This is a genomic window from Caulobacter sp. P1_B12_2, assembly GCF_056406675.1.
Genome location: NZ_JBFTZS010000160.1, coordinates 1 through 9,266, shown reverse-complemented (window position 1 = coordinate 9,266; position 9,266 = coordinate 1). Strand labels below are relative to the sequence as shown.

General features: G+C 69.6%; 7 protein-coding genes. 2 read left to right on the top strand and 5 right to left on the bottom strand.

What is annotated here, in order from left to right:
* Both AC1DZ6_RS11900 and AC1DZ6_RS11895 read right to left on the bottom strand, forming a co-directional pair.
* Positions 1-1,138: HAMP domain-containing protein (locus tag AC1DZ6_RS11900; protein ID WP_477097388.1), on the bottom strand; the 1,138-nt coding region annotated here is incomplete at its 3' end.
* 89 nt (positions 1,139-1,227) lie between these two features.
* A complete protein-coding gene (locus tag AC1DZ6_RS11895; RefSeq protein WP_477097387.1) occupies positions 1,228-2,034 on the bottom strand; it encodes an alpha/beta hydrolase in 807 nt (268 codons plus the stop codon).
* A gap of 121 nt (positions 2,035-2,155) precedes the next feature.
* Between AC1DZ6_RS11895 and AC1DZ6_RS11890 the strand changes: the two genes are divergently transcribed.
* Entirely contained in the window at positions 2,156-3,484 is a 1,329-nt protein-coding gene (locus tag AC1DZ6_RS11890) for an Hsp70 family protein (protein WP_477097386.1), read from the top strand.
* A gap of 155 nt (positions 3,485-3,639) precedes the next feature.
* Positions 3,640-4,863, top strand: coding sequence for a glycosyltransferase (locus AC1DZ6_RS11885; RefSeq protein ID WP_477097385.1), 1,224 nt, complete (start codon positions 3,640-3,642; stop codon positions 4,861-4,863).
* Here AC1DZ6_RS11885 and AC1DZ6_RS11880 read toward each other — a convergent pair.
* The 3 genes from AC1DZ6_RS11880 to ppdK form a co-directional block, all read right to left on the bottom strand.
* Positions 4,757-5,662: a glucosamine inositolphosphorylceramide transferase family protein gene (locus AC1DZ6_RS11880; protein WP_477097389.1), complete on the bottom strand. Its 906-nt coding sequence runs from the start codon at positions 5,660-5,662 to the stop codon at positions 4,757-4,759. The genes AC1DZ6_RS11885 and AC1DZ6_RS11880 overlap by 107 nt on opposite strands.
* A 12-nt stretch (positions 5,663-5,674) precedes the next feature.
* Positions 5,675-6,805, bottom strand: coding sequence for a heme-binding protein (locus AC1DZ6_RS11875; protein ID WP_477097384.1), 1,131 nt, complete (start codon positions 6,803-6,805; stop codon positions 5,675-5,677).
* A gap of 111 nt (positions 6,806-6,916) precedes the next feature.
* Positions 6,917-9,266, bottom strand: a 2,350-nt coding sequence (gene ppdK, locus AC1DZ6_RS11870) for a pyruvate, phosphate dikinase (protein WP_477097383.1), incomplete at its 5' end; no start/stop codon positions are given.

The following is a 9,266-nucleotide window of genomic DNA, read 5'->3' as shown; positions in this document are numbered from 1 at the left end:
CTTCCAGGCTGGCGGCCTGTTGCTCGCTGCGGTGGGCGGTGTTGTCGGCGGCGGCGGTGATCTCGTCGGAGCTGCGGCCGATGCCGCCGACCGCGGTCAGGATCTGGCCCATGGCCTGGTCCAGGTGGTCCATGGCGCCGTTGAAGTCGGTGCGCAGCTGACCATAGCCCTCGGGGAACTGATCGACGACGCGCACGGTCAGGTCGCCGCGCGACAGCTGGGCCAGGCCGGCCGCGATCCGTTCCATGACGAAGGCCTGGTCCTGGGCCGCGCCCTGGCTGGCCGCCTCGTTGCGCAGGCGCTCGGCCTCGCTGGAGGCGCTGATCCGCCGCTGCTCGGCCTCGGACGTGCGCAGGGCCACGGCGTTGTCCTTGAACACCTGAACGGCGCGGGCCATCAGCCCGACCTCGTCCTTGCGGCCGGCGCCGGCCACCGTCACGTCCAATTCGCCCTGGGCCAGGGTGGTCATGGTCTTGGACAGCGACGCGACCGGACGCGAGATCTTGGTCGCGCCGATCCACAGCGCGAAGCCCATGCCGCCGATCGCGGCGGCCACGCCCAGAAGCATGGTCAGCAGCGCGCCCTGATTGGCTTTCTTGTTGGCGCCGGCCACCAGGGCGTCGGTTTCGACGTGATAGCCGTCGCCCCAGGCCTTGGCGTCCTTGGACAGGCTCTCGATGGCCGGATCCAGCGCCGAGAGGCGCGCGATGGCACCGGTGTCATCATTGGCCAGGCCAAGATCGGCGGCGGCGCGGCCGTCGGCGTAGAGGGTGTCGATGCGTTGACGGAAGCCGTCGGCGACCGGGCCGATGGCCGGGTCGGCCTTGACCATCTTGTCCAGGCTGTCCTTGCCCTCGCCATAGACCTTGTCGAGATCCTTGGACGCCGATTGGGCCGCTTCGGAGGTTCCCTCGTAGGTCACCACGCGGTGGGCGGCGTGGCCCATCATGCTCAGGCGGCGGCTGAAGCGTGCGGACTGCACCTCGGCCGGCGAGCGATGCTCGACCAGGATCCGCGTCGCGTCCTGCAGGCTCTTCTGCTGCCAGACCCCCATGCCCGTGCAGCCGAGAACGGCGACGGCCAGGATGGCGGCAGGCAGCAGGACCTTGGTCGAGATCTTGAGGTCGTCGAGACCCATGGCTTCCCCCGTCAGGCCTTGAACGCTGAAACACGCGCGGCCAGTGTCGTATTTGGGGGAATTCTCTGCCCTGCCCCGTGAAAGACGCGTTAACGCGGCGGGAACAGCCAGGGCAGGCCGGCCTTGGCGGAGGGGTCGTAGATGGTGCTGTGGTGCTCTTTCGGCATGGGCTCGTAGCGCCAGGCCAGCCCCTTGGGCGGCTTGGCCTTCAGCGCCGCGACGACCCGATCCACGCCCGCCTGCATCGTCGTGCCTTCATCGCCGATCGACAGGTAGAGCCGGCGCCCGCCGAACTTTCCGTTGGTCAGCAAGGAAGACGCCTCGCGCGACAGGCTCTGGTCGTCCCACCACAGGCTGGGGCTGGCGGCGAGATAGGCGTCGAAGGCCTTGGGCTCGCGCAGGAAGGTCTCGACCACGAACAGACCGGCCAGGGACTCGCCGATCAGGCCGCTTTGGCCGTTCACGCGGTAGCGCGCCTTCACCCAGGGCTGCAGTTCGTCGATCAGAAAGCGGCGATAGGCCGCGGAGCCGCCGGACTGCGGCAGCAGCTTGAGGTCGTCGGCGAAGGTCGCCGGGTGGGTCAGGTCGTGCTTGCGATCGACGCCCTCGATCCCAACCACGATCATCGGGGCCAAGGTCCCGGCGGCGATCATCTGGGCGACGAAGTCAGTGATCTTGGGAAAGTCCTCCTGCACCGTCCCGCCGTCGAGCAGGTACAGCACCGGAAACCGTTGCTTAGATCCCGCATAGCCGGGCGGCAGGGCGATATTGACCCGGCGCTGGCCGCCCAGCACGCGGCTGTCGACCATGAAGGTCCCGTCCGGGGTCACGGCGCGGGACACGGCGGGAACGAAGGCGGCGGCGGCCGTGGCGGCGAGGAATCGTCTGCGATGCATGCCCAAGGCTTAGCCATCCTGCGGCGTTCGCCAAGAGCCGTTGGCAGAAAGCATCGCCCCGCGCTTGACGTCAGCGCCTGGGGGGTTAGGAACCCTGCCCTCCTCCCGTCCAGGCGCTTCCATGACGTCCGTTCCCCAAACGACGATCGGCATCGATTTCGGCACGACCAACACCGTGGTCTCGATGACCCACGGCGATGGTCCCGCCACGCTGATCAAGTTCCCGGCCGCCGGCGGCGACATCTTCGCCTTCCGCTCGGCCCTGAGCTTCCATGCCGTGATGGGCTTGAACGGCCGTCCCAACGAACTGGTGACCGAGGCCGGTCCCTGGGCGATCGAGGCCTATGTCGAGGACCCGCTGGAAACCCGCTTCATCCAGTCGTTCAAGACCTTCGCCGCCAGCGCCGCCTTCACCGAGACCAAGATCCTCAACAAGCGCTACCTGTTCGAGGATCTGTTGTCGGCCTTCCTGCTGAAGCTGAAGGCCCATGGCGGCGCGGCCATGGAGGGTCTACCGCCGCAGGTTATCGTCGGCCGTCCCGTGACCTTCGCCGGCGGCAATCCCGACGAGGCCCTGGCCCTGTCGCGCTACGAGGCCGGGTTCAAGCGCCTGGGCTTCACCGACATCCGCTACGCCTACGAGCCGGTCGGGGCGGCGTTCTTCTTCGCCCGTCAGCTGACGCAGGACGCCACCGTGCTGGTCGCCGACTTCGGCGGCGGCACCAGCGACTTCTCGATCGTGCGGTTCGAGCGGGACAACGGGAAACTGCGCTCCACCGCCTTGGCCCGCTCGGGCGTCGGCGTGGCCGGCGACGCGTTCGACTACCGGATCATCGACCAGCTGGTCTCGCCCGAACTGGGCAAGGGCAGCCTCTATCGCGCCTTCGACAACCGCCTGCCGATGCCGCAGCGCTACTACACCGCCTTCGCCCGCTGGGATCAGCTAGCCCTGCTGCGCGCCTCCAAGGACATGCGCGACATCCGCGCCCTGGAGCGCACCGCCATGGAGCCGGAGAAGATCGCCCGGCTGATCGAGGTGCTCGACGACAACCACGGCTACGCCCTCTACCGCGCGGTCTCGGCGCTGAAGGAGGCGCTGTCGAGCCACGAGCAGGCGACGTTCCGCTTCGAGGCCGGCTCGGTGCTGATCGAGAAGCCCGTCCAGCGCACCGACTTCGAAGGCTGGATCGCCCCGGAGCTCAAGGCCATCGAGACCGCCGTCGACCAGGCGCTGGAGCGGTCCGGCCTGGGTCCGGACGGCGTCGACCGCGTGTTCCTGACCGGCGGCAGCTCGTTCGTTCCGGCCGTGCGCGAGATCTTCCTGCGCCGGTTCGGCGAGGCCAAGATCGAGAGCGGCGGCGAGTTCGAATCCATCGCCTCGGGCCTGGCCCTGATCGGCCGCGAGAGCGATCTGGACCTGTGGAGCGAGAGGGCCGCCCCGGCCGCCTGACGGCGCGATCCGCCAGGTTTCGAAATATTGCGCCCCGGCGCCAAATCTTTCCGGTTCCACCCCGCTCGCGACGTCTAGCCCTTAGTGGAGGTTGGAAGTCCGCGGTTCGCCCGCGCCCGACAGGCCATGATGTCGAGGTCGGGGGACCTGCTAAGATGGGCGACGAGGCGCGCACGATCGCGATCGTGCTGCATGACCTGCCTTTGGGCGGTTCTGAACGCATCGCGGTGCGGCTGGCCAACCGCTGGGCGGCGCTGGGGCGGCGGGTCACCCTGTTCTGCGGCGCGCGAGAGGGGCCGCTGGCCGACCTGATCCACGCCGACGTCGAGGTGGTCGAGGCCAATCCGCCCATTCCGCGCGCGAAGGGCTCACGCAAGGCCCTGGGCAAGGCCATGGCGGCCTTCGTGGCGCAGCGGCGGCCCGACATCCTGTTCGTGCCCGGCAACTATCACTGGCCGGTCCTGCCGGCCCTCGACGCCCTGCCCGCCGACCAGCGGCCCGGCGTGGTCGCCCAGATCGGCACGCCGCTGTACCGGCACGGCCGAAGCGCCCTGGCCCAGATCCCCTACAATCTGAAGACCCGCTGGCAGCTGCGGCGCATCGACCGGGCGATCTCGCTGTCGGACAGCATGACCGCCGACGCCAACCGCACCCTGGGTCGTCGCGTCACCCAGTGCATCCGCCTGCCGGCCCTGGACGACGACGACCACGCCTTCGTCCCGCCGGCCGACGGCAAGGTCGTCCTGGCGGCCGGCCGGCTGGTCAAGGAGAAGGGTTTCGACGTCGCCCTGCGCGCCTTCGCCCGGCTGGACGACAAGGACGCCACCCTGGTGATCGTCGGCGAAGGCGAGCGCCGGGCCGATCTGGAGGCCCTGGCCGCCGAACTGGGCGTCGCCGACCGCGTGCGCCTGCCCGGCTATGTTCCAGACATCCGGCCCTGGCTGGAGACCGCCCGCGCGTTCCTGCTGACCTCGTTCTACGAAGGCTATGCGGCGGTGATCGTCGAGGCGCTGGGCGCCGGGCGGCCCGTGGTCAGCACCGACTGCACCCCCGCGGCGCGGGAACTGCTGAGCCATCCCCTGAACGGCCGCGTGGCCGCGATCGGCGACGCCGAGGGTCTGGCCGAGGGCCTGCGGCAGGTGCTCGCGGCGCCGGCCGCCGATCCGCGCGCCGTGGCGCGGTCCGTCGCCGCCTACCGGCTGGGGCCGATCGCCGAGGCCTATCTGGACGTGTTCGACGCCGTGGTCGCCAAGCGGACCAGCGCGGCGGCGATCAAGCGCTTCGCGCCCTTCCCGGCCYGCGCTTTCGCCATTCCCGGCGCAGGTCGAGCGCCAGCGAGCGCGGCGAGACTTCGAAGCGCTTGGCGTCGATCAGCGTGATCGGCCCCGCCGCCGACAGGGTGTGCAGCCCTTCGGTCAGGCGGCCGAAACTGGGCGGCGGCAGAATCGGCTCGTCGGCCTCGGCCTCGAAACGGTCCGGCGTCAGGACGCTGACCCGCAGCGCGCGGATGGCGCCGCCATAGGTCCGACGGCAATCCTGCATCGGCAGCACGATCGCGCCGTCGACGACGACCGGCGTGCCGCCCGGGCGTGAGCTGGAAGGGTCGAAGCGCACCGGATTGCCGGCATGCGGCGTCCAGGGACCGGTGATCTTGTCCGCCCAGGCCACGTGCAGGGCGCTGACCTTCTCGGCCTTGGTCGTGGCCGGGGTGTAGAACAGCCACCACCGCCCGTCGTGGCGCACCGGCGTGGCGTCGATGGCCACCCGGTCCAGGTCGATCGTCTGGACCGGCGTCCATCTCGTGGGAAAGTCCTCGGCGCGATACAGGGTCAGCCGTCCCGACTTGTGCGCCTCGGGCAGCATGTAGGTCTCGCCGTCCTCTTCGAGGATGAAGGGGTAGGACAGGTGCCAGGGCTCCTTGAGCGCCGGCTCGCGGCTCAGCAGGTTCAGGTCCGCGTCGAAGGTCAGCACCTCGATGGCCCCGACGCGGTCGCGATAATCGTAGATCTCGGCGAAGACGTAGAGCCGCCCGTCACGCCACACGCCCATCGGGTCGGCCAGGAAGCACAGCGGTCCCGGATCGGGGACCCAGGTCACCGAATGCTCGGCCAGGGCGCCGGGCTTCAGCAGGTCGGCCATCGGCGCGCGGACCAGGCCGACGCGCCACATGTCCTTCACCAGACCCAAGGCTCAGTTCACCTTGCCGGCGAACTTGGCCAGGGCCTCACGGGCGCAGGCGTCGGCGGTTTCGTGCGAGGTGTCGGCCACGGCCAGGCCGCCCACCAACTTGCCGTCCATGTGCAGGGGCAGAGAACCGCCGTGCGGGTTCAGGCGCTCTGGCTCGGCCTTGATCAGGGCGGCGAAGGCGGGATCGGCCTTTTCGCGCGGCTCCATCGCGCTGCCGGGCGCGTCGAACTGGACGGCGGTGGCCGCCTTGCGCGGCGCGGCGACCGGCGGCTTGGGGCTGGCGGGCGCGCGCAGCACGACCAGCGGATTGCCCTTGTCGTCGACGACGCTGGCGCTGACCGCCGCGCCCTTGGCCGCGCAGGCCTCGACGGCGGCGCGAGCCAGGTCGATGGACAGCGGCAGGTCCAGGCTCTGCGCCGCGAAGGCGTCGGTGGGCGCGATCGCCCACAGGGTCATCAGCAGCGCCATCGCCTTGGTCGCCGCCGGGCGCACCACCGACACCAGCCAGCCGCCGCCCCAGGGCGTGTTGACCACCGCCTCGTCGAGCACGCGGCCAAGGGCCTTGAGGCGATGCCACAGCCGCAGCGGCTTGAGCGCCAGCCACATGGTCAGGCCCACCGCGCCGTCGGGCCGCAGATTGGGCGTGTAGTGCGAGACCAGGTCCTCGACCTCGCCCAGATGCTCGATGCATTCGGAGAACACCACGACGTCGAAGGTCTCGTCGGTGCGGAAGGCGCGGCCGTCGCCGAGCAGCAGGTCGACCTGTCCCGCCGCGCGCTCGGCCGACAGGCGCTCCAGACCCTTCTCGACGGCGGGGGCGGAGAAGTCGACGCCGACATAGCGCGCGGGGGCATGGGGTCGGAACGCCTCGAACAGCACGCCCTCCCCGGCCCCGATCTCGAGCACGCGGGGATTGGGCCAGCGGTCGGCGATCATGGCGGCCAGCAGGCGGTGATGGTGGCGTTGATCCGAGCTGGCCAAGCGGTCGTAGACGCCGTCGCGATATTCGCGATCCCACTTCTCGACGGGCGCGGCGACGATCGGCTTGTGGCGCTTGCGCATGAAGAACTCGCCGACCGCGGGACGGTCCAGCGAGACCAGTTCGACAAACCGTCGCCAGCGCAGATAGGCCATCCGTCCCTCCGAGTAGTCTTGATACCCGGATAGGCGCCGGCCGGTTCGCTGTCCAGCATCTCTAGGCTGTCACCGCCGGACGGACGAGGCCCGCCCGGCGATCAGAGGGTCTCAGCCCTTGTTGGCCAGCGCCGCCTGCGCCGCCGCCAGACGGGCGATCGGCACGCGGTAGGGCGAGCACGACACGTAGTCCAGGCCCACCGTCTCGCAAAAGGCGATCGAGGCGGGATCGCCGCCATGCTCGCCGCAGATGCCGAGCTTGACGTCCGGACGGGCCGCGCGGCCGCGCTCGGCGGCGATGCGGATCAGGTCGCCGACGCCTTCCTGGTCGAGGCTGACGAAGGGGTCCTTGTCGAAGATGCCCTTGTCGATATAGGCGCCCAGGAACTTGCCGGCGTCGTCGCGGCTGATGCCGAAGGTGGTCTGGGTCAGGTCGTTGGTGCCGAAGCTGAAGAACTCGGCGTTGGCGGCCAGGTCGCCGGCCCGCAGGGCGGCGCGCGGCAGTTCGATCATGGTGCCGACCGTGTACTGAAGATCCACGCCCTGCTCTTCCAGCACGGCCTTGGCGGTGCGGTCGGTCAGGTCGCGCAGGTACTTCATCTCCTCGCCCTTGGCGACCAGCGGGTGCATGATCTCGGGGATCGGCGCGGTCTTGCCCGACTTGGCGATGTCGCAGGCGGCCTCGATGATCGCCCGGACCTGCATCTCGTAGATCTCGGGATACGACACGCCCAGGCGGCAGCCGCGATGGCCCAGCATGGGGTTGGTCTCGTGCARCTCCTTGGCCCGCTGCATCAGCTTCTGGGCGTCGAGGCCCGTGGCCTTGGCCACCGCCACGACGTCTTCTTCCGTGTGCGGCAGGAATTCGTGCAGCGGCGGGTCGAGCAGGCGGATGGTGACCGGCAGGCCTTCCATGATCGTGAACAGCTCGACGAAGTCGGCCTTCTGGAAGGGCGCGATCTTGGCGAGGGCGGCCCGGCGGCCGGCTTCGTCGTCGGCCAGGATCATCTCGCGCACGGCGGCGATCCGGGTGTCGTCGAAGAACATGTGCTCGGTGCGGCACAGGCCGATGCCCTCGGCGCCGAAGCCGCGAGCGGTCTTGGCGTCCAGCGGGGTCTCGGCGTTGGCCCGGACCTTCATGCGCCGCGCCCCGTCGGCCCACTCCATCAGGGTGGCGAAGTCGCCGGTCAGCTCGGGCTCGATCATCTTGGGCGAACCGACCAGGATCTCGCCGGTCGACCCGTCGATGGTGATGGTCTCGCCGGCCTTGTAGTCGCGGCCGCGCACCCGGAACAAAGCTTCCTTGGGGAAGATGGACACGTCGCCGGCGCCGCTGACGCAGGCCCGGCCCATGCCGCGCGCCACGACGGCGGCGTGGCTGGTCATGCCGCCCCGGGCGGTGATGATGCCACGCGCGGCGTGCATGCCGTGGATGTCCTCGGGGCTGGTCTCCTCGCGCACCAGGATCACGGCCTCGCCGGCGGCGGCGGCCTTTTCGGCGGCGTCGCTGTCGAACACGATCTTGCCCGTGGCCGCGCCGGGCGAGGCCGGCAAGCCCTTGGCGATCAGTTCGCGGTGGGCGGTCGGATCGATGGTCGGATGCAGCAGTTGGTCCAGCGAGGCCGGCTCGACGCGGCCGATGGCTTCCTCGCGGCTGATCACGCCCTCGGCGGCCATGTCGACGGCGATCTTCAGGGCGGCCTTGGCCGTGCGCTTACCGCTGCGGGTCTGCAGCATGTAGAGCGTGCCCTGCTCGACCGTGAACTCGATGTCCTGCATGTCGCGGTAGTGGCGCTCCAGCGTCTCGACCACGGTCTTGAACTGGCCGAACACCGTCGGCATCGCCTCTTCCATCGAAGGCGAGACGTCGCCCATCTCCTCGCGGGCGGCCTTGGTCAGGGACTGCGGCGTGCGGATGCCCGCCACCACGTCCTCGCCCTGGGCGTTGATCAGGAACTCGCCGTAGAGCCGGCTGTCGCCGTTCGACGGATTGCGGGTGAAGGCCACGCCGGTGGCCGAGGTCTCGCCCATGTTGCCGAACACCATCGACTGGATGTTGACGGCGGTGCCCCAGGCCTCGGGGATGTCGTGCATGCGGCGATAGAACTTGGCCCGGTCGTTCATCCAGCTGGCGAACACCGCGCCGATCGCGCCCCACAGCTGCTCTTGAGCATCTTGCGGGAACGGCTTGCCCAGGGCGTCGCGGACGGCCGCCTTGTAGTCCTTGATCACCGCGGCCCAGTCGTCGGCCGTAAGCGCCGTGTCGACGGTGATGTCGAGGCGATCCTTATGGTCGTCGAGGATCTCCTCGAACATGTGATGCTCCAGGTCGAGCACGACGTTCGAGTACATCTGGATGAAGCGGCGATAGCTGTCATAGGCGAAGCGGCGGTCGCCCGAGAGGATCGCCAGGCCTTCGACGGTCTCGTCGTTGAGGCCCAGGTTCAGGACGGTGTCCATC